Here is a 20,134-nt window from a genome sequence, read left to right on the forward strand (position 1 = left end):
TAGTATTTAAGGGTACAAATATAAAAACTTTAATCGGGAATACGTTCGGTTTTAGTTCTTCGTCTCTTATAGTTTTTAAAAATTGCATCAAATAAAACCGTAACCAAAACAAGCACAGCGCCTAGATAAAATTGTGGAGACATTTTTTCGGTCTCCGGAAAAAGCATCAGAGCAAAGGCAATGCTATAAACCGGTTCTAAATTATAGCTGATAATCACCGTAAATGGGCTTATATATCGCATGACGTGTACCGAACCTATAAACGCATAGGCTGTACAGATGGAAGCGAGAATAAAAAGGTAGATCCAGTCGGCAGTTGAAAGGTTGAAAAAGGCTGCGTTAAACTGTCTCCCCGACACTAATATAAAGAGCGTAAGGAAGGCTACCCCACTAACAAACTCATAAAACGAAATTACAGAAGCGGTATGTTTTTCTATAAACCGACCATTAATAACCGCGAATAAGGTGGATAACAAGGCCGAAATTAGCCCCAGCACAATACCATTAACATAGCCCATTTGGCTACTGGTAATTAAAAAGACCCCAATAATAACTATTATTCCGAAGATAATTTCTGAAGCAAAAACACGTCGTTTAAAAAATAAGGGTTCTATAAAAGAGGCAAAAAATGCCCCTGACGAAAACATCGCTAACGCAATTGAGACGTTAGACTGGTTTATGGCTTCAAAAAAAGTAATCCAATGCAGGGCTATAATCACACCCGCTACTGAAAACTGTAAAAATGTTTTCTTAGAAATTTTGAGATTTACGCCAACAATTTTAATGTAAACAAACATTAAAATACCGGCCATTACCATTCTAAACCACACTAATTCTATGGCGCCAATGGTAATAAGTTCGCCTAAAATTGCTGTAAAACCAGCAATTAAAACGAGAACATGAAGCTGTAGGTAGTGTTTTAGCTTAGCGTTTGGCATTTTGCAGCAGATAAATGGCTAAGATACCAAAGATAACATTAGGAAACCATACCGCCACCATAGCCGGAAAATTAGACTGTTCTGCCATCACTCCAAAGACCTTATCAAAAAATACATAAATCATGGCAATCGCAATACCGAAGGCCAGGTTTACCCCCATCCCTCCACGACGTTTAACCGAAGATACGGCAACAGCAATAATGGTTAGAATAAATATAGAAACAGGTAAACTCCATTTCTTTAATTTAACCACTTCATACCGGCCAATATTAGGCGAACCTCTACGTTTTTCAGCTGCAATAAACTTTAATAGCTCACCGTAAGATTTAGTTTCTGCGGCATATTCCACAGGTGTTAAGTCTTCAAGTTCAAAAGGGAATTGCATGAGTTGATTGGTATGTTTTTCTACTGTTTCTATTCCGTTATTAAAGCTACGTTTTAAATACGTAGTAAGCCTATAGGCTGAATCTTTTTCTATATAACGAATTCTATCAGCAAAGATCTTGTACTTCAATTCATTTCCTTCAAAGTGCTCGTAAGTAAAGTTTAAGCCCGATTTATTTTTAGGAATAAAATTACTTACATAAATATAATCGTTATCATTAATTTGCTGATAGACATCCCTAGTCTGTTGTACCGATTTATTTTTCTTGAGATATTTAAATTTAAATTCATTAAACCCCTGACTAGCAATCGGTGCCAAATACATTCCTAAAAACATAGCAAAGAGCGCTACAACGGTGGCTCCTATCATATAAGGTCTTAAAAATCTTGAAAAAGAAACCCCTGAACTTAAAAAAGCGACGATTTCTGTATTATTCGCCAATTTTGAGGTGAACCAAATTACAGAAAGGAACAGGAATAAAGGAAATAACAAATTCGCGAAATACACCGTAAAATCCAGATAATAGAATGCCACTTCTGAGAACGGCACGTTATTTTCTAGCATTTTCCCTACTTTTTCGGCTAAATCTACCGTTATTCCAATAGGAACAAACAGCAATAACATCATTAGAAATGTAAATAAATACCGTTTAATTATGTACCAATCAAGTATTTTCAAGGTCTTGCGTTGTTATAAATTTGTGAGTGTATTACGAATTAGGATTATAACCTATTATCCATTTGCTTTACCATCTTATCTTTCCATTCTCTAAAGTCACCAGCAATAATATGCTTTCTCGCTTCTCGCGTTAACCAAAGGTAAAATCCTAAATTGTGAATGGTAGCAATCTGCTTCCCTAACAATTCATTTACGGTAAATAAGTGTCTTAAATAGGCTTTACTATACTCTGTATCTACAAAGGTAATTCCCATTTCATCAATCGGTGAAAAGTCATTAGCCCATTTTAAATTCTTAATATTTATAGACCCATGTGCTGTAAATAACATACCATTTCTAGCATTACGCGTTGGCATCACACAGTCAAACATATCTACACCTAAAGCAATATTTTCTAAAATATTGATTGGTGTTCCCACTCCCATTAAGTAACGCGGTTTGTCTTCTGGTAAAATGCTACATACCACATCGGTCATGGCGTACATTTCCTCCGCTGGCTCCCCTACAGAAAGTCCTCCAATGGCGTTTCCTTCAGCACCTGCATTGGCGATGTATTCTGCCGATTGTTTTCTTAAGTCTTTATACGTACTCCCTTGAACAATAGGAAAAAAGGTTTGTTCATAATCATAAGTAAACGGGGTCTTTTTTAAATGTGTTAAACAACGTTCTAACCAACGATGCGTCATGTGCATAGAGCGTTTCGCATAGTTATAATCGCATGGATAAGGTGTACATTCATCAAAAGCCATAATGATATCGGCCCCAATACTTCGTTGTACCTCCATTACATTTTCGGGTGTAAACACATGGTAACTCCCATCAATATGGGACTTAAATTTTACCCCTTCCTCTTTAATCTTACGGTTAGAGGATAACGAATAAACCTGATACCCACCAGAATCGGTTAAAATATTACGATCCCAGTTCATAAATTTATGCAACCCTCCGGCTTGTTCTAATATTGGCGTTTGCGGTCTAAGGTAGAGATGGTAAGTATTCCCTAAAATAATATCGGGATTAATATCGTTTTTTAATTCGCGTTGGTGCACCCCTTTTACCGAGGCTACAGTACCAACAGGCATAAAAATTGGGGTTTCTATCTTACCGTGATCTGTGGTGATTACTCCGGCTCTGGCCTTAGATTGCTTATCTTGTGCTACTCTTTGAAATTTCATGTATTGTTTACTTATTATTTTTCAGAGGACACAAGTCGGTTGTAATTATTCATCGCTAATTTCAGCCTCCTTATTTCATGAATTGTAAGTGAGACGGCAAATATAAATAACTCTGTAAGATTCCCTCTTAAATTAGTTTTAAAAAAATATATCCTCAGTGTTTTCCCGCGATATTTTAATTTTTTTCAAGTAAAATCCCTACCAAAAATTAGAAATAAGAAAATATTGTTAGCAAATCTTGTAATTCGTTAATAAGTGCCTTACTCCAATCTTTGAATAAGTCCCTTTTAAAAGTTATTTTTGCAGCACAAAACTTAAGCAACATAACATGCCAAACATTAAAGAATTAAACGATTTAACAACCCAAGTTCGTAGAGATATTTTACGAATGGTACACAAAGTCAATTCTGGTCACCCAGGAGGATCATTAGGCTGTGCCGAATTTTTTGTTTCACTTTACAACGACATTTTAGAAACCAAAGACGGTTTTGATATGGATGGTATTGGTGAAGATTTATTTTTCTTATCTAACGGTCATATCTCTCCTGTTTATTACAGTGTTTTAGCTAGAGCAGGATATTTCCCTGTTGAAGAACTAAACACGTTTAGACTTATAGACTCGCGTTTACAAGGTCACCCAACGACACACGAAGGTTTACCAGGAATCCGTATTGCTTCTGGATCATTAGGTCAAGGAATGTCTGTAGCGATCGGTGCTGCACAAGCTAAGAAGTTAAACAATGACGATCATTTAGTTTACAGTCTTCATGGTGATGGTGAATTACAAGAAGGGCAAAACTGGGAAGCTATTATGTATGCTTCAGCAAAAAAAGTAGATAACCTTATTTCTACAATTGATTTAAACCAGCAACAGATTGATGGTTCTACAGATGATGTATTACCAATGGGAAGCCTTAGAGCTAAATTTGAAGCTTTTGGATGGACGGTTTTAGAAATTGAAGAAGGTAACAATGTGGAAGCTGTCTTAAAAGGAATGAAAGACGCTAAAGCCTTAACCGGACAAGGGAAACCTGTTTGTGTATTATTACATACGGTAATGGGTCATGGTGTTGATTTTATGATGCATACGCACGCTTGGCATGGTAAAGCTCCAAATGATGAGCAACTTGAAAACGGTTTAGCTCAAAATCCTGAAACATTAGGAGATTACTAAATAAAGTCTAATTAAACAGATACCCATTTTTATGGGCATTATTATGAAAACATATACATACACAGAAAAAAAAGATACAAGAAGTGGATTTGGTGCTGGATTAGCAGAATTAGGAAGAACAAATCCTAATGTGGTTGCGCTTTGTGCCGATTTAATTGGATCTTTAAAAATGGATGAATTCATTAAGGAGAATCCTGAGCGTTTTTTCCAAATTGGAATTGCAGAAGCAAACATGATGGGAATTGCAGCCGGATTAACCATCGGTGGTAAGATTCCATTTACTGGAACCTTTGCTAACTTTTCTACCGGACGTGTTTACGATCAAATTCGTCAATCTATCGCTTACTCTGGTAAAAATGTAAAAGTTTGTGCTTCGCATGCCGGAATTACTTTAGGTGAAGATGGAGCTACACACCAGATTTTAGAAGATATCGGATTAATGAAAATGTTACCTGGTATGGTGGTTATTAATCCTTGTGATTACAACCAAACCAAAGCTGCTACAATGGCTATTGCTGAATATGACGGTCCTGTATATTTAAGATTTGGACGTCCAGCAGTTCCTGTTTTTACACCCGCCGATCAGAAGTTTGAAATTGGTAAAGCGGTTCAGTTTACTGAAGGAACAGATGTTACTATTGTAGCTACAGGTCACTTAGTCTGGGAAGCCTTAGAAGCATCAAAAGCTTTAAACGAAGCTGGTATTTCTGCTGAAGTTATAAACATACACACCATTAAGCCTTTAGATGATAAAGCCATTTTAGATTCTGTTGCAAAAACAGGATGTATAGTTACTGCTGAAGAGCACAACTACCTTGGTGGTCTTGGAGAGAGTGTTGCAAGAGTACTTGCTGAGCACCGTCCGACGCCTCAAGAATTTGTTGCGACTAAAGATACGTTTGGTGAGTCTGGTACTCCTGCACAATTAATGGACAAATACGGATTAAACAGTGCAGCCATCCAAAAGGCCGTTAAAAAAGTTATCGCTAGAAAATAATTTTCATTTGGCATCGTTTTTGAAAGTAGGTGCTTAATCTTAAAAAAAACGAACATTATGAGTTATTTTAAAAAAGTAGTTATGGCCAGTGCATTTTTTGCATTGGTAGGATTTTCAGCCTCGGCACAAAATGGTAATTCATTTGGACTTCGAGGAGGATTAAACTATAGTGCTAACGGTGATTATTTTGAATCTGCTAGTTCTAATGCTAAGAACCCAGATCGTAATATTGGTTATCACATTGGTGTGTTTGGTAAAATAGGAAATGAGTTTTTCTTAAAACCTGAATTGGTCTACACAACCACCAAGAGTGATTATAGTGATGATGAATTTTCGGTTCAGAAAATTGATGCCCCAATATTATTTGGTGTTCAAGTTCTTGGTCCTTTAAATGTTTTTGCCGGCCCTTCTTTTCAGTATATTTTAGATACCGAGTTTGATGGTATTGAAATTAATGATGTTGAAGAAGATTTTACCGTAGGCTTAAACTTTGGTGTAGGTCTTAGCTTTGATAATATTGGTATTGACCTTCGTTACGAACGTGGTTTTAATGAAAATGAAGCCACATTTATTGACACCAATTTAGGATCTGCTTCCGTAAGTCGTATAGACACCAGACCCGATCAATTAATTCTAAGTTTATCTATCGCTCTATAATTGCTGTAGAATAACTGTTATATAGAAAAAGCCACTCCTTTTCGGAGTGGCTTTTTCTTGTTATAAGTTTGCGCCTAGCACTACCCTACTCAAGTTAATATGTCCATCGCTAAGGGCCTTTATTCAATCATTGACACTTCCTTTAAAAGACCTTTATCTTAGAGGTGAACTTCTTCAGCAATACCTATTATCTCCCCTTCACCAATAGTTGAAACACGACCGTTAATATGGCTCGTATTATGCACTAAAAAAAGAAAGCCTCGCTGTTTAGCGAGGCTTCCTTTTTTATTTATTTAAATGTTTCTATAGACTTAGTTGTTATAATCTACAGCAATATCAGCATCTAAATAATCTGGAAGTCCATCGTTGTTAGAATCGATTAAGACTACCGTATTAAGCGTTATAATACCATCTTCTTCAAATCTACCACTTACATATTCGTTATCAGCTAACATTGGTTCTACTTCACCTTCATTTGTATTAATGGTATAGCTGTTTTGTGAAATTTCGTTAATAGTTAAAATACCATCACCATCATCATCAACATCTACAAAGTCAGGAAATCCGTTGCCGTCGGTATCATCATCCGTAACATCTAAGTCGTTATTCAAATCTTCTAAATAAGACGGCACACCATCTTCATCATGATCTTCAATTTCAAACTTTAGCAATTCAAACTTAAACATTAAATTATCGTAAGACGAGCCCGTATTAGTTCCTGAAAAATAAGCCAATCCAGAAGGCACAAACATTATTCCCAATCCAGGGTTCATAAAGTTTACATTTCCATTACCATCAATACTATAGTTAGATGAAGCATTAAATGTTGGCATTACCAATTGCCAGGCTTCTATAACTGTAGAGGTTGTTCCGTTGGTTTGTAAATTGAAAAACGCAGGAATTGGAGACGAATCAAACGGCTCAAGTTCCCCTTGTAATGCATCGTTTATAGAACTTCCTTCATATCTTACACTAATAACATCCGTAAAATAAGGCGACTCTCCGTCTCCTTGGTACAGGTTAAGAACGTAATACTCATAGTCTACATCTAAATACGTTGTGTTTCTAGTTTCTACAGCATCCATTAATAAGGTATGACCTTCTGGTACGGTTTCGCCTTCTAGCAATTCGTCAATAACAATATCCGTATATTTATAATCTGTTCCTGTTTCAAAGAAGCTTGAATTGTAATAATGAGAAGATAAGTAAGTCACTAAAGAGTCATTATCTTTTTCTTGTTGTTCTGTTCTATCTTCTTCAACAAAAGGTTCTACATTATTATCGTCATCATCATTACAAGAAACCATCACGGATAACAACGCGATAAATACAAGACTAAATTTTAAAGTTTTGATTGTCATAGAAAATTATATTACCTGCTTCAACCATCACAGTTGAGCAAGGATGTTCATTATTGCTTAATTTTAATGCGCAAGATACAATAATATAATATTTTTGCACTACTAGATTAATGTAGTTTTTAGAATACAAGATATGCGAATTGATAAATATTTATGGTGTGTGCGTTATTACAAAACCCGCAGTATTGCTACGAAAGCCTGTAAAAAAGGGCAAGTAAAAGTCAATGGAGCGGCAGTAAAACCCTCTAGAGAAGTTTTCCCTACGGATAAAATAGAACTCCGAAAAGACCAAATTATCTATCAACTTACTGTAAACGACTTACCGCCTAACCGTGTAGGCGCCAAACTTGTGGATTTGTACCGTGTAGACACAACTCCGAAATCTGCTTTTGAGGCCCAAGAACTCTTAAAATACAGTAAAGATTACTATAGAAAGAAAGGAACCGGAAGGCCGACTAAGAAAGACCGCCGTGATATTGATGATTTTCGTGACGATAGCGAAGAATAGCCCTTACCTTTAAGACTTAAGACTGATGAATACCTTAGACAAAAGCTATTGGCAAAACCGCTATATTAAGAATGAAATGGGCTGGAACATTGGCGCTCCATCAAGGCCATTACAAACTTATATCAACCAGCTTAGTGATAAAACAATAAAAATTCTTATTCCCGGAGCGGGGCGTGCGTATGAAGCTGAATATTTGTGGCAGCAAGGATTTAAACAAGTTTATGTGCTTGATTTTGCCTCAGAAGCCTTAGATCATTTTAAGGCTCGTGTGCCCGATTTTCCTGAATCGCAAGTTATCATTCAAGATTTCTTTACCCTCAAGGATCAGTTTGATCTTATTTTAGAACAAACCTTTTTTTGTGCCCTTACACCACATCTAAGAACCCACTACGTGCAACAAATGCATCAGCTCTTAAAGCCCGATGGACAATTAGTAGGATTGCTATTCAATTTTGAATTAACACAAGTTGGTCCTCCTTTTGGAGGCGACTTAGAGACTTACCAATCTTTATTTGAACCCTTTTTTAAAATAAAAACTTTAGAACCTGCAATTAATTCCATAAAAGAAAGACAAGGTAAAGAACTGTTTTTTATCTTTGAAAAAAAGAGTTAATGGCACTTACAAAGAATACAATTTTAAGTCAGAAAGAGATTGAGCACAAAATTAAACGTATTGCTTATCAAATTTACGAAAGTAACGTTGACGAAACTGAACTTATCATCGCTGGAATAGAAAGTAATGGCTATCTATTAGCGAAGAAAATAAAAACCACTTTAGACGAGATCTCTACTATAGAATCGACCTTGTGTAAGGTGAAAATTAATAAAACAGAGCCTACAGCACCTATTAGCACTTCAATACCAGCAGCAGACTACACTAACAAATCTATAGTTCTTGTAGATGATGTCTTAAACTCTGGAAGTACGTTAATCTATGGTATTAAACACTTTTTAGATGTGCCTCTAAAACAGTTTAAAACTGCCGTATTGGTAAACCGAAACCATAAGAAATACCCGGTAAAAGCCGATTTTAAAGGTATTTCACTTTCAACCTCTTTATATGAGCACGTCCATGTTAATTTATCTAAGCAACCTTACGAGGCGTATTTAGATTAATTGGGTTTCTATAGCTTCAATAATTTCTTGAGGCGTTTTATGATCTGTCACTAGCACATGGTCTGCTTCACTATAATAGGCGGAACGCTCAAATAAGTGTTTGCCTATAAACTCTGTTAGGTCCTCTTTAGTTTGAAGATGACTTATTAAGGGTCTATGATCTTTCTCTTTAGATAAACGTGTTACCAAATTAGGAATGCTCAGTTTTAAATAAAAACTTTTCACGTTATCACTTTCTGTTATTATAGACATATTATTACCATAACACGGTGTTCCACCTCCGAGAGCGAGCACCGTATCTTCTTCCGCATTAAGAATAGCTTTTAAATGCGTCATCTCTTTTTTTCTAAAGTAAATTTCTCCTTTAGTTTTAAAAATTTCCGATACAGAGGCCGATTCTTGCTCGGAAATATAGTCGTCAAGATCTAAAAAACGGTAAGACAAGGATTTAGCTAATGCTTTTCCAATTGTGGATTTTCCGGAGCCCATATATCCTATTAAAACTAAAATCATAATGCTTATAAATTGATTATTAAACTGATAGGTTTTCGAACAACAAAAAAACAAAAAAAAATTAAAAAAAGTGTTGTTAAATCGAAGAAAGCTTATATATTTGCACCCTCGTTAGAAAAAACGATAACGACCAGTTAGCTCAGTTGGCAGAGCATCTCCCTTTTAAGGAGAGGGTCCTGGGTTCGAGCCCCAGACTGGTCACAGAAAATGTAAAGTATAAAAGCTTTCATTTTGACATAGATTGCCAACAAGAAAAGACATCAGAAAAATTAAAAATTTTATAGATTCTCTTCTTGTAGTTAAAAAAAAGAGGGTATATTTGCACCCTCATTAAAAAAAACATAATGACCAGTTAGCTCAGTTGGCAGAGCATCTCCCTTTTAAGGAGAGGGTCCTGGGTTCGAGCCCCAGACTGGTCACAGAAAAAAAGTTAAGCAATCCGCTTAACTTTTTTTATATTTACCTTATAGTTATTTGCGCACGTGGCGGAATTGGTAGACGCGTCAGCTTGAGGGGTTGATGGACATTAGTCCGTGGAAGTTCGAGTCTTCTCGTGCGCACCATATAAATCCTTGTTATCCTTTATTGAAAAGGCTTTCAAGGATTTTTTTGTCTCTTGGTCATACTTCCAAAAACGAGCACACTACCCAAACCCCTCCTAGTTTAAGCATTCGCCTTTATTTAGACAAAGTGCCTTGTAGAACTTCAACAAATACACATTTGAGTCTATTAAATACAAGGCTCCTTTTAGTTTTTCCACTACCATTAGTATTATGACTTGCGTTGCATACCGCTTCGGAATTGAGGTTGTTTTACTTTTCTTACACTTTTTTCTATATTTTTTGTTAATTTCAAACTTCATATAAGTTTAAACACTATTTTTGTTTAAACATTTTTACAAAAAAATGAACAATATTAAAAGTAGGTTCAGTATAAAGGACCTAGAAAATCTTACAGGTATCAAAGCCCACACCATTAGAATATGGGAAAAACGATACAACCTCCTTGAACCTAAACGTACAGATACGAATATTAGGTATTATGACTTAGCTAACTTTCAAAAGTTACTCAACGTAAGTTACCTTAATAATAATGGTTTTAAAATTTCAAAAATTGCAACCATTGATGCGCAAGAGATTCCGAAGTTAGTAAGAGAACATGCCAGTGAAGCCAATTCAGATAGCCATACGATTAACGCATTTAAATTGGCTATGCTTAATTTTGATCAAACCTTGTTTTACACCACTTATGATGCGCTGCTCTCAGAAAAATCATTTGAAACCATATTCTATAATATTTTCATTCCCTTATTACAGGATATAGGTTTCTTATGGCAAACAGATACCATCACTCCGGCGCACGAGCACTTTATTTCCATTCTTATACGTCAGAAGATTTTAATTAATATTGAAAAAATTCAAGCCAATCAACAATTAAAGCCTTTAAAGACCTTTGTTTTATTCCTTCCGGATAACGAAATACACGATTTAGGCTTAACCTTTATCCATCATGAAGTGACCAGTCATGGGCATCGTTCAATCTATTTAGGACAGAGTGTGCCCTTAGATAATTTATTGGCCTTACAGAATTATTATGATGATATCACCTTTATTTCTTATTTTACAGTGAAACCAGAACAAGATAAAGTTTTGGCCTATATCAATGAATTTGAATCGCTGTTATTAAATAAGCCTAATACCAATTTTTGGATTTTAGGAAATAGACTTAATGCTATTGACCCTGATCATTTACCTGAAGGCATCACCACCTTTAAAACAATTAAATCGCTTACTAACGCCCTATAATTACAATGCGTAAAACAATCTCTATTGTCGGTTCTGGATTTTCTGCACTCTCAGCCTCCTGTTATTTAGCTAAAGCAGGACATAAGGTTTCTGTGTATGAAAAAAATGCAAACGTTGGCGGTAGAGCACGACAAATTGTAAAAGAAGGTTTTACTTTTGATATTGGTCCCAGTTGGTACTGGATGCCCGATATATTTGATAAATTCTTCAGTGATTTCGGAAAAGCTACTAGCGACTATTACCAATTAGACAAATTGAGTCCGGCCTATAAAATTTTCTTTTCAGATGATGTTATTACCATCGGAGATCATATGGATCAAATTTGTGAAGAGTTTGAACGTATTGAAGCCGGAAGCTCTAAGCCCCTGCGTCGCTTTATTGCTAAAGCACAAGATAATTACAACATTGCCATTAATAAAATTGTTTTAAAACCAGGGCTTTCGCCATTAGAACTTGTCACTAAAGACACCATAACAAGGTTAGATCAATTTTATAAGACTATTAGTTCTGAAGTGCGTAAAAATTTTAAAAATCCTAAACTGATTTCTACCTTAGAATTTCCAGTTTTGTTTTTAGGCGCTAAACCGAACCAAACTCCGTCCTTTTATAGTTTTATGAATTTTGCCGATTTTGGCTTAGGGACTTGGCATCCTAAAGGCGGCATGTATGAAATTGTTAAGGCTATAAAAACCTTAGCCGAAAGTTTAGGCGTTACTATCTATACCGATAGTAATGTTGAAAAAATTACGGTTGAAAATAACAAAGCGGTAAGCATCACGGTGAATAATCAAATCATTCATTCTGATGTCATCTTAAGTGGTGCGGACTACCACCATAGCGAAACTCTTTTAGACCAAAAGTATCGACAATATAGCGAAGCGTATTGGGAGAGTCGTACGTTTGCGCCGTCTTCCCTCCTCTTTTATGTTGGGATTAAAAAGAAGCTAAAAAACGTAGAACACCACAATTTATTCTTCGATACTAATTTCGAAAATCATGCTGAAGAGATTTATGATGACCCAAAATGGCCTAAAAATCCATTATTTTATGTTAACTTTCCTTCAGTTACCGACGCGAGTATGGCACCTCAAGGCTGTGAGACTGGTTTTTTCTTAATTCCAATTGCCCCTGGCTTAGAAGATACTCCAGCTTTAAGAGCGCAATATTTCGATTTAATTATGGATCGTTTTGAAGCACGAACGGGTCAAAATTTAAAAGACCACATTCAATTTAAAGCCTCGTACTGTGTCAATGATTTTATTGAAGATTACAATTCTTATAAAGGTAATGCTTATGGTATGGCCAACACCCTAATGCAAACTGCCTTTTTAAGACCTAAATTAAAAAGTAAGAAAGTAAATGGATTATATTTTACAGGACAACTTACGGTTCCTGGTCCCGGCGTTCCTCCGGCTTTAATTTCAGGTAAGCTCGTTGCTGAACTGATACAACAAAATGAAGTTTAACAATTAAGACATCTGAACCTATGAAATCAATTTTTGACACCGTTTCTAAGACCTGCAGCCAAGTTGTAACAAACGCTTACAGTACGTCATTCTCCTTAGCGACCAAAATGCTCTCAAAAAATATAAGACAGGACATCTATAATATTTATGGTTTTGTACGGTTTGCTGATGAGATTGTAGATTCTTTTCATGATTATGATAAAGAAACGCTTTTTAACCGATTTGAAAACGATCTTGAAGCCGCATTAAAAGATAAGATTAGTTTAAATCCGATATTGAACGCCTTTCAAGAAACCTATCATAATTACGGAATTGACAAACACTATGTAGAAGCTTTTATGCACAGTATGCGTCTAGACCTTCATAAAAAAGATTACTTAACGGATGCTGAATATAAAACTTACATTTACGGATCTGCAGATGTTGTAGGCCTCATGTGCTTAAAGGTTTTTGTGAAAGGAGATCAGGCTAAGTTTGATGAATTAAAGGACTCTGCTATGAGTTTAGGTTCCGCTTTTCAAAAGGTGAATTTCTTGCGCGATTTAAAGGCCGATTTTGAAGATTTAAGTCGAACGTATTTTCCCAATACCGATTTAAATCAGTTAGATGAAGCTTCAAAAAAAGCCATTATCACGGAAATTGAAGCTGATTTTGCTAAAGGATTACAAGGAATAAGGAAATTACCTTTAGAAGCGAAGTTTGGCGTGTTTATGGCTTATCGCTATTATAGCAAACTACTAGAAAAACTAAAGAATACCCCGGCTTTACAGATTAAATCAACTCGAATAAGAGTTCCTAATTATAGAAAAATAGAATTACTCACAAGAAGTTATGTTAAGTACCAACTTAATTTACTTTAAACCTAGTTAACACTTATTATGCAAACGTTTTATTGGATCCTTATTTTTCTCGGAACATTTTCTATGATGGAATTTAATGCGTGGTTTACGCATAAATATATTATGCATGGTTTTCTATGGAGCCTGCATAAGGACCATCATCATAAAGACCACGATAGCTGGTTTGAGCGTAACGATGCGTTCTTTATCTTTTACGCTATTGTAAGTATCACCTGCTTTTATTTGTGGAGTTATGAAGATGTTTGGTATACCCTACCCATTGGTTTGGGCATCTTAGTCTATGGAATGGCTTATTTTATTGTACACGATATCTTTATTCACCAACGTTTTAAATGGTTAAGAAATATCGATAACAAATATGCTCGAGGCTTAAGACGTGCCCATAAAATTCATCATAAACACTTAGGCAAACACAAAGGTGAAAATTTTGGGATGCTCGTTGTTCCTTTTAAATATTTTAAATAGATAATTGCCTATAAGGTTTCCGCCAATAGTGCATCTAATTGTGCTCTAACGCTAGCACTATTCCAGTTTACAGCACCTGTTTCATCGACGACAATAGCCCCATATTTATTAATGATAAGGGTTCTAGGAATAGAACTGGTTAATAAGCCTTGCGGTGGCTTAGTTATAGGCTGGACACTTTTGAAATTGAAACCGCGCTTCTCTTTAAACGCTTCAACAGTTTCAATAGCATCATTGGTTACAAATAAAAACACCACTTCATCGCCATAATCCTCATACAAGGCTTGAAGACTTGGCATTTCTGCAATACACGGAGGACACCATGTCGCCCAGAAATTTATAAGTACCACTTTACCTTTAGTACGGCTAAAATTTATGGTATTCCCATCCTCTTCTTTTAGAATCCAATTGAGATCATCCAGTTGAATTTGTTGTTCTTCTTCGATCATAGAAGATGATTTTATATAACTCAACCCTTTATGTAACACCACTTGTAGAGGCATTCTAGTTTGAGGGATTAAAAGCAACAAAATGATTACAATAAATGAAATATTATAAACCTTTTCTTTTTTAGACTTTTGGGGTTTTTCTTGATGCATTATTAGAATGATTAAAACGTTTCGTTATGCCGTTTGGTCTTAGACCACTGCCATAACTTACGAACTTTTAAGTATAAAAAAAACTCCTGAATACTCAGGAGTTTTTATCACGTTAGGCCTTTTTAACTATTAGGCATTTTGCTTTTTAATCAGGTTTAATGCAGACCCTTCATTATACCACTCAATTTGTGCTTGATTATAGGTATGATTTAAGGCTAACACATCCTTAGTTCCATCTTTATGAACCACTTCTACATGTAATTGCTTATCTGGAGCGAATTCATTTAAATCTGTAAAGTTGAACGTATCATCTTCTTGTATTAAATCGTAGTCCGCTTCATTATCGAATGTTAAACCTAACATTCCCTGTTTTTTAAGATTGGTTTCATGGATACGTGCAAAAGACTTTACAATCACTGCAGCCACACCCAAATGTCTTGGTTGCATTGCCGCGTGCTCTCTAGAAGATCCTTCACCATAATTATGATCACCTACTACGATAGATTTTATTCCAGCTGCTTTATACGCTCTTGCGGTATCTGGCACCCCTTCATATTCTCCAGTTAATTGATTCTTCACAAAATTGGTTTTCTTTCCGAAGGCGTTTACGGCTCCAATTAACGTATTGTTTGCAATATTATCTAAGTGCCCTCTAAAACGTAACCAAGGTCCTGCCATAGAAATGTGGTCTGTGGTACATTTTCCAAAAGCCTTAATCAATAACTTCGCTCCTGTAATACTATCTCCGAGCGGTGTAAATGGCTCTAGTAATTGCAGACGTTCAGAATCATCAGCTACAGACACCACAACGCTACTACCATCTTCTCTTGGTGCTAAATAACCATTATCTTTCACTTCAAAACCTTTAGGAGGTAGTTCCCATCCTGTTGGTTCTTCAAACATCACTTCTTCTCCGTTTTCATTAATAAGTTTGTCCGTTAAAGGATTAAAATCTAAGCGTCCAGCAATAGCAATTGCTGCCGTTAATTCTGGAGAAGCGACGAAGGCATGCGTATTAGGGTTTCCGTCTGCGCGCTTGGCAAAGTTTCGGTTAAACGAATGAACGATACTGTTTTTTGGTGCGTTTTTAGGATCGCTATAACGAGCCCACTGACCTATACATGGTCCACAAGCATTAGTAAAAATTTTAGCATCTAGTTTTTCAAAAATGCCTAAAATACCATCGCGTTCTGCAGTGTAACGTACTTGCTCTGATCCTGGATTTATTCCTAAATCGGCTTTAATTTTTAAACCTTTATCTAAAGCTTGCTGCGCTATAGATGAGGCTCTAGATAAATCTTCATAAGAAGAATTGGTACAAGACCCAATGAGTCCCCATTCTACTTGAAGTGGCCACTCATTAGCCGTTGCTTTTTCTGTCATCGCCGACCCAACTTCTGTAGATAAGTCTGGCGTAAACGGACCATTTAAAAGTGGACCTAATTCTGAAAGGTTAATTTCGATCACTTGATCAAAGTATGCCTCTGGATTTGCATAAACTTCATCATCAGCTGTTAAATAGGGTCTAATAGCATTAGCTGCATCCGCGACGTCGGCACGGTCTGTAGAACGTAAATAACGTTCCATAGAATCATCGTATCCAAAGGTTGACGTTGTAGCTCCAATTTCAGCTCCCATATTACAGATGGTACCTTTACCTGTACAAGACATAGACGTTGCTCCTGGTCCAAAATATTCTACAATAGCTCCTGTCCCTCCTTTTACGGTAAGAATTTCAGCCACTTTTAAAATTACATCTTTAGGTGCGGTCCATCCTGAAAGTGTTCCGGTTAGTTTCACACCAATCAGTTTAGGGAATTTAAGCTCCCAAGCCATACCTGCCATAACGTCTACAGCATCTGCACCACCTACACCAATAGCAACCATTCCTAATCCCCCGGCATTTACGGTATGTGAATCTGTACCTATCATCATTCCACCAGGAAAAGCATAATTTTCTAAAACAACTTGGTGAATAATACCAGCACCTGGTTTCCAAAATCCAATGCCGTACTTATTAGAAACGGACTCTAAAAAATTGAAAACTTCGCTACTCGTTTGGTTAGCATGTTTTAAATCTGCCGCCGCCCCATCTTTAGCTTGAATTAAATGGTCACAATGTACTGTGGTAGGGACTGCAACTTTAGGCTTACCCGCTTGCATAAATTGTAACAAGGCCATTTGTGCTGTTGCATCTTGGCAAGCCACACGGTCTGGTGCAAAATCTACATAATCCTTCCCTCTTGTAAACGCTTGATCTGTTTTACCATCCCACAAGTGAGAATAAAGTATTTTTTCTGAAAGTGTTAGTGGTTTACCTACAATCTTGCGTGCTTCGTCTACACGGTCAGTCATTTTGGTGTACACACCTTTAATCATGTCGATGTCAAATGCCATATGTATATCTGTTAAAATTTAAATTAATTCAATTCTACAATATACAAAATATAGAATTATTATAAAAACGAAACGGGTGAAGTTTGGGGCAGATCTTCTCATTTGAAAATAAACATAGAATTAGGGCCAGTTTGCCGCTAGTCATCTTTAAAAGGATTAGCCCATTTACAAGAATTATTGACACAAAAAAGCCTGAGTTTAAAAACTCAGGCTTTGTCTCTATTAAAATATTATCTCTTATACGGCTAACAACTTGCTAGAAGGCTTAAACTTTGTTAAGTTAATCCCTTCTACAGCGGCTTGATACTCCGTAAGGTTTGGTGTTCTTCCTAAGATTGTAGATAACACTACAACTGGTGTTGACGTTAATAAAGATTCTCCTTTTTTCTCTCCTGAATCTTTAACCACACGTCCTTGGAATAAACGTGTTGATGTTGCCATTACCGTATCTCCTGGTTCGGCTTTCTCTTGGTTACCCATACATAGGTTACATCCTGGACGCTCTAAATACAACATATTTTCATATTTAGTACGTGCTGCAGCTTTAGGCGCATTATCATCAAATTCAAACCCAGAATACTTCTGTAAAACTTCCCAGTCGCCTTCTTCTTTTAATTCATCTACAATATTGTACGTTGGAGGTGCCACAACTAAAGGCGCATTAAATTCCACCTTTCCTTGTTGTGCTTCGATATTCTTTAGCATCTGTGCTAAAATCTTCATATCGCCTTTATGCACCATACAAGATCCTATAAACCCTAAATCAACTTGTTTTGTACCTCCGTAGAATGATAAAGGCCTAATGGTATCATGTGTATAACGCTTAGAAACATCATCATTATTAACATCTGGATCTGCAATCATTGGTTCTGCAATCTGATCTAGATCTACAACCACTTCTGCAAAATATTTAGCATTTGCATCTGGTGCCAAAGCAGGTTTTTCGCCCGACTTAATTTCAGCAATACGCTTTTCAGCAATGTCAATTAATCCTTGAAGTACGTTCAATTTGTTGTCCATACCTTTATCAATCATAATCTGGATTCTGCTTTTCGCAATCTCTAAAGATTCGATTAAAGTTTCGTCTTCAGAAATACAGATTGATGCTTTTGCTTTCATTTCAGCAGTCCAATCGGTAAATGTAAAGGCCTGATCGGCAGTTAAAGTTCCTAAATGAACTTCAATAATACGCCCTTGGAATACGTTATCTCCACCAAACTGTGAAAGCATTTGTTGTTGCGTTGCATGAACGACATCACGGAAATCCATATAGTCTTTCATCTCTCCTTTAAAGGTCACTTTTACAGACTGTGGAATTGGCATAGATGCCTCACCGGTTGCTAAAGCTAAGGCTACGGTACCAGAATCGGCTCCGAACGCTACACCTTTAGACATTCTTGTATGTGAATCTCCACCAATAATTATAGCCCAATCATCGACAGTAATGTCATTCAACACTTTGTGAATCACATCGGTCATTGGCTTGTATTTGTTTTCAGGATCACGAGCTGTAATCAATCCGAAATCATTCATAAATTTCATCAATCTAGGAATGTTCGCTTTAGATTTATTATCCCAAACCGAAGCGGTATGACAACCTGATTGGTAAGCCCCATCAACAATTGGAGAAATAATCGTTGCTGCCATCATTTCTAACTCTTGAGAAGTCATTAAACCTGTGGTATCTTGAGACCCAACAATATTAACTTCTACACGTACATCAGAACCTGCATGTAAGGTTTTACCCGGTGTTGTTCCTACGGCGTTTTTGTTGAATATTTTTTCAACAGCTGTAAGGCCTTGCCCTTCAATAGAGATTTCTTTTGATGTCGCATAAACGGGTACCACATCAATATCTAAGCATTTTGAAGCGAAGGTTTGTAATTTTTTACCAAATACCACAGCATAAGATCCACCAGCTTTAATAAACTCTAACTTCTGAGGCGTTAATGACGCTGAAATATCCATTAACTCTTGATCGCCGTTGTATAATTTTTTCTCTTTTGTATTAACGGTTAATACCGTACCAGTAGCTACAGAATAGGCTTCCTCTAATACAGGATCTCCGTTTTCATCTCTGATAACGTTTCCTTCTGCATCATAAGTTTTTACCCAGTTTTTAAGGTCAATTCCTATCCCTCCTGTTACCCCAACAGTGGTTAAGAAAATTGGAGATATACCGTTTGTCCCAGCAATAATTGGGGCAATATTTATAAATGGTACGTAAGGACTTGATTTAATACCGGTCCATAACGCCACGTTATTTACACCAGACATTCTAGAAGATCCTACTCCCATGGTTCCTTTTTCAGCAATAAGCATCACGCGTTTATCCGGGTGCTCTGCTTGTAAGGCTTTTAATTCATTTTGCTTTTCTTTATTGTGCTCAAATAAACACTGACCATGCAATTCTCTATCCGATCTAGAGTGTGCATCACCTCCTGGCGATAATAAATCGGTAGAAATATCACCAACTCCTGCAATAAAGGTTACAACTTTAATTTCTTCTTCAACTTCAGGAAGCTTCGTGAAAAATTCTGCTTTCGCATAGCTCTCAATGATCTCTTTTGCAATTGCACTTCCTTCTTTATAAGCCGCTTCTAAACGTGCGGTATCTGCTTCATAAAGGAATACTTGAGTTTTTAAAACTTCAGCAGCCTCTTTAGCAATAGCGGCATCGTTACCTAAAGCTAAATCTAATAAGACTTCAATAGAAGGTCCACCTTTCATATGAGACAATTGCTCAAAAGCGAAGCTTGGAGAAATTTCTTTAACCACGGCTTCTCCTAAAATGATTTCTTTTAAAAACTTGGCCTTAACACCAGCAGCACTTGTTGTTCCTGGTAACACATTATAGATAAAGAAATCTAGAGAAGCTTCTCTATCTTCATGATCTACATCTTTAATTTGCGTAATGATCTGACTTAATAAATCAGCACCATCAATAGGTTGCGGATGAAGCCCTTGTTCTTTACGTTCTTCTATCTGCTTTAGGTAATCTTTATAAATGTTCATATAATATAAAATAGAATTCTTTAAG

18 protein-coding genes and 3 tRNA genes are annotated in these 20,134 nt (G+C 36.4%); 13 read left to right on the plus strand and 8 right to left on the minus strand.

Annotated elements, in window-relative coordinates:
• Nucleotides 1-29: 29 nt before the first annotated feature.
• From DFQ08_RS09100 to tgt, 3 genes are all read right to left on the minus strand, one after another.
• Complete coding sequence (locus DFQ08_RS09100; protein WP_114309720.1) at nt 30-938, minus strand: DMT family transporter; 909 nt, start codon at nt 936-938, stop codon at nt 30-32.
• Nucleotides 925-1,947: an LptF/LptG family permease gene (locus DFQ08_RS09105; RefSeq protein WP_245935425.1), complete on the minus strand. Its 1,023-nt coding sequence runs from the start codon at nt 1,945-1,947 to the stop codon at nt 925-927. The genes DFQ08_RS09100 and DFQ08_RS09105 overlap by 14 nt, the downstream gene beginning before the upstream one ends.
• Nucleotides 1,948-2,045: 98 nt before the next feature.
• Nucleotides 2,046-3,176 carry a tRNA guanosine(34) transglycosylase Tgt gene (gene tgt, locus DFQ08_RS09110; protein ID WP_114309722.1) on the minus strand — a complete coding sequence of 377 codons (1,131 nt, stop codon included), beginning with the start codon at nt 3,174-3,176 and terminating at the stop codon, nt 2,046-2,048.
• 328 nt (nt 3,177-3,504) lie between these two features.
• On the opposite strand from tgt, the gene DFQ08_RS09115 reads away from it, so the two are divergent.
• Genes DFQ08_RS09115 through DFQ08_RS09125 form a run of 3 tightly spaced genes read left to right on the plus strand, consistent with a single transcriptional unit; the run spans nt 3,505 to nt 6,004 of the window.
• Nucleotides 3,505-4,350, plus strand: a complete 846-nt coding sequence (locus DFQ08_RS09115; RefSeq protein ID WP_114309723.1) for a transketolase — start codon at nt 3,505-3,507, stop codon at nt 4,348-4,350.
• 43 nt (nt 4,351-4,393) lie between these two features.
• On the plus strand, nt 4,394-5,347 hold the full coding sequence (locus DFQ08_RS09120; protein WP_114309724.1) for a transketolase family protein: 954 nt from the start codon (nt 4,394-4,396) through the stop codon (nt 5,345-5,347).
• Between the two features lie 57 nt (nt 5,348-5,404).
• The gene (locus DFQ08_RS09125; RefSeq protein WP_114309725.1) at nt 5,405-6,004 is read left to right on the plus strand and encodes an outer membrane beta-barrel protein; all 600 of its coding nucleotides are present in this window, start codon (nt 5,405-5,407) and stop codon (nt 6,002-6,004) included.
• Between the two features lie 311 nt (nt 6,005-6,315).
• On the opposite strand, the gene DFQ08_RS09130 is transcribed toward DFQ08_RS09125, so the two are convergent.
• Nucleotides 6,316-7,365: an FKBP-type peptidyl-prolyl cis-trans isomerase gene (locus tag DFQ08_RS09130; protein ID WP_147269462.1), complete on the minus strand. Its 1,050-nt coding sequence runs from the start codon at nt 7,363-7,365 to the stop codon at nt 6,316-6,318.
• A gap of 133 nt (nt 7,366-7,498) precedes the next feature.
• Here DFQ08_RS09130 and DFQ08_RS09135 point away from each other — a divergent pair, with 133 nt between their 5' ends.
• Genes DFQ08_RS09135 through DFQ08_RS09145 form a run of 3 tightly spaced genes read left to right on the plus strand, consistent with a single transcriptional unit; the run spans nt 7,499 to nt 8,989 of the window.
• On the plus strand, nt 7,499-7,873 hold the full coding sequence (locus DFQ08_RS09135; RefSeq protein ID WP_114309727.1) for an RNA-binding S4 domain-containing protein: 375 nt from the start codon (nt 7,499-7,501) through the stop codon (nt 7,871-7,873).
• 25 nt (nt 7,874-7,898) lie between these two features.
• Nucleotides 7,899-8,486, plus strand: a complete 588-nt coding sequence (locus tag DFQ08_RS09140) for a methyltransferase domain-containing protein (RefSeq protein ID WP_114309728.1) — start codon at nt 7,899-7,901, stop codon at nt 8,484-8,486.
• Nucleotides 8,486-8,989, plus strand: a complete 504-nt coding sequence (locus DFQ08_RS09145) for a phosphoribosyltransferase family protein (protein ID WP_114309729.1) — start codon at nt 8,486-8,488, stop codon at nt 8,987-8,989. Before DFQ08_RS09140 ends, DFQ08_RS09145 begins: the two co-directional genes overlap by 1 nt.
• On the opposite strand, the gene DFQ08_RS09150 is transcribed toward DFQ08_RS09145, so the two are convergent.
• Nucleotides 8,981-9,502, minus strand: coding sequence for a shikimate kinase (locus DFQ08_RS09150; protein WP_114309730.1), 522 nt, complete (start codon nt 9,500-9,502; stop codon nt 8,981-8,983). The genes DFQ08_RS09145 and DFQ08_RS09150 overlap by 9 nt on opposite strands.
• A 128-nt stretch (nt 9,503-9,630) precedes the next feature.
• Between DFQ08_RS09150 and DFQ08_RS09155 the strand changes: the two genes are divergently transcribed.
• From DFQ08_RS09155 to DFQ08_RS09185, 7 genes are all read left to right on the plus strand, one after another.
• A tRNA-Lys gene (locus tag DFQ08_RS09155) sits at nt 9,631-9,703 on the plus strand.
• Between the two features lie 145 nt (nt 9,704-9,848).
• Nucleotides 9,849-9,921: transfer RNA gene (locus DFQ08_RS09160), tRNA-Lys, on the plus strand.
• Nucleotides 9,922-9,978: 57 nt separating this feature from the next.
• Nucleotides 9,979-10,065: transfer RNA gene (locus tag DFQ08_RS09165), tRNA-Leu, on the plus strand.
• A gap of 342 nt (nt 10,066-10,407) precedes the next feature.
• Nucleotides 10,408-11,307, plus strand: coding sequence for a MerR family transcriptional regulator (locus DFQ08_RS09170; protein WP_114309731.1), 900 nt, complete (start codon nt 10,408-10,410; stop codon nt 11,305-11,307).
• A gap of 5 nt (nt 11,308-11,312) precedes the next feature.
• Nucleotides 11,313-12,773 (plus strand): phytoene desaturase family protein, encoded by a 1,461-nt coding sequence (locus DFQ08_RS09175; protein WP_114309732.1) that lies wholly within the window; start codon nt 11,313-11,315, stop codon nt 12,771-12,773.
• Between the two features lie 20 nt (nt 12,774-12,793).
• Nucleotides 12,794-13,633, plus strand: a complete 840-nt coding sequence (locus DFQ08_RS09180; RefSeq protein ID WP_114309733.1) for a phytoene/squalene synthase family protein — start codon at nt 12,794-12,796, stop codon at nt 13,631-13,633.
• An 18-nt stretch (nt 13,634-13,651) separates the two neighbouring features.
• Nucleotides 13,652-14,098 carry a sterol desaturase family protein gene (locus tag DFQ08_RS09185; protein WP_114309734.1) on the plus strand — a complete coding sequence of 149 codons (447 nt, stop codon included), beginning with the start codon at nt 13,652-13,654 and terminating at the stop codon, nt 14,096-14,098.
• A gap of 8 nt (nt 14,099-14,106) precedes the next feature.
• On the opposite strand, the gene DFQ08_RS09190 is transcribed toward DFQ08_RS09185, so the two are convergent.
• The 3 genes from DFQ08_RS09190 to DFQ08_RS09200 all read right to left on the minus strand — a co-directional run bounded on the left by DFQ08_RS09190 (nt 14,107) and on the right by DFQ08_RS09200 (nt 20,109).
• Nucleotides 14,107-14,697: a TlpA family protein disulfide reductase gene (locus tag DFQ08_RS09190; RefSeq protein ID WP_114309735.1), complete on the minus strand. Its 591-nt coding sequence runs from the start codon at nt 14,695-14,697 to the stop codon at nt 14,107-14,109.
• Nucleotides 14,698-14,826: 129 nt separating this feature from the next.
• Entirely contained in the window at nt 14,827-17,094 is a 2,268-nt protein-coding gene (locus tag DFQ08_RS09195) for an aconitate hydratase (RefSeq protein ID WP_114309736.1), read from the minus strand.
• Between the two features lie 237 nt (nt 17,095-17,331).
• Entirely contained in the window at nt 17,332-20,109 is a 2,778-nt protein-coding gene (locus tag DFQ08_RS09200; protein WP_114309737.1) for a bifunctional aconitate hydratase 2/2-methylisocitrate dehydratase, read from the minus strand.
• Between the last annotated feature and the right edge of the window lie 25 nt (nt 20,110-20,134).

The organism is Winogradskyella arenosi, from assembly GCF_003337305.1.
In the GTDB taxonomy this organism is placed as follows: domain Bacteria; phylum Bacteroidota; class Bacteroidia; order Flavobacteriales; family Flavobacteriaceae; genus Winogradskyella; species Winogradskyella arenosi.